Source organism: Lysinibacillus sp. EB271-A1-10B (assembly GCF_058791335.1).
Genome location: NZ_JBYTDL010000065.1, coordinates 1 through 649, shown reverse-complemented (window position 1 = coordinate 649; position 649 = coordinate 1). Strand labels below are relative to the sequence as shown.

Below are 649 nucleotides of genomic sequence, written 5' to 3'. Positions count from 1 at the left end.
CGAACACGGAAGTTAAGCTCTTTAGCGCCGATGGTAGTTGGGGGCTTCCCCCTGTGAGAGTAGGACGTCGCTAGGCATTATACCCAGGAGGATTAGCTCAGCTGGGAGAGCACCTGCCTTACAAGCAGGGGGTCGGCGGTTCGAGCCCGTCATCCTCCACCATTTGCCGGTGTAGCTCAGTTGGTAGAGCAACTGACTTGTAATCAGTAGGTCGTGGGTTCGACTCCTATCGCCGGCACCATAGTTTTGAGCCATTAGCTCAGTTGGTAGAGCATCTGACTTTTAATCAGAGGGTCGAAGGTTCGAGTCCTTCATGGCTCACCATTTAAATTGCCAACAAAATATGCGGGTGTGGCGGAATTGGCAGACGCACTAGACTTAGGATCTAGCGCCGCAAGGCGTGGGGGTTCGACTCCCTTCACCCGCACCATATTTTAAATTTCATAATTGCCAGGATAAATAAATCTTATGCACATGCGGAAGTAGTTCAGTGGTAGAACACCACCTTGCCAAGGTGGGGGTCGCGAGTTCGAACCTCGTCTTCCGCTCCAAATGTGCCGGGGTGGCGGAACTGGCAGACGCACAGGACTTAAAATCCTGCGGTAGGTGACTACCGTGCCGGTTCGATTCCGGCCCTCGGCACCATTTT

6 tRNA genes and 1 rRNA gene are annotated in these 649 nt (G+C 53.2%); all 7 read left to right on the top strand.

Annotated features, from left to right (window positions below):
• Positions 1-76, top strand: a 5S ribosomal RNA gene (gene rrf, locus AC3WSK_RS26530); the annotation flags it as partial.
• A gap of 10 nt (positions 77-86) precedes the next feature.
• Positions 87-162: transfer RNA gene (locus AC3WSK_RS26525), tRNA-Val, on the top strand.
• A gap of 3 nt (positions 163-165) precedes the next feature.
• A tRNA-Thr gene (locus tag AC3WSK_RS26520) sits at positions 166-241 on the top strand.
• A gap of 7 nt (positions 242-248) precedes the next feature.
• Positions 249-324 (top strand) — tRNA-Lys (locus tag AC3WSK_RS26515).
• Positions 325-345: 21 nt separating this feature from the next.
• Positions 346-430: transfer RNA gene (locus AC3WSK_RS26510), tRNA-Leu, on the top strand.
• A 46-nt stretch (positions 431-476) separates the two neighbouring features.
• Positions 477-551 (top strand) — tRNA-Gly (locus AC3WSK_RS26505).
• A gap of 5 nt (positions 552-556) precedes the next feature.
• Positions 557-645: transfer RNA gene (locus AC3WSK_RS26500), tRNA-Leu, on the top strand.
• Positions 646-649 lie beyond the last annotated feature (4 nt).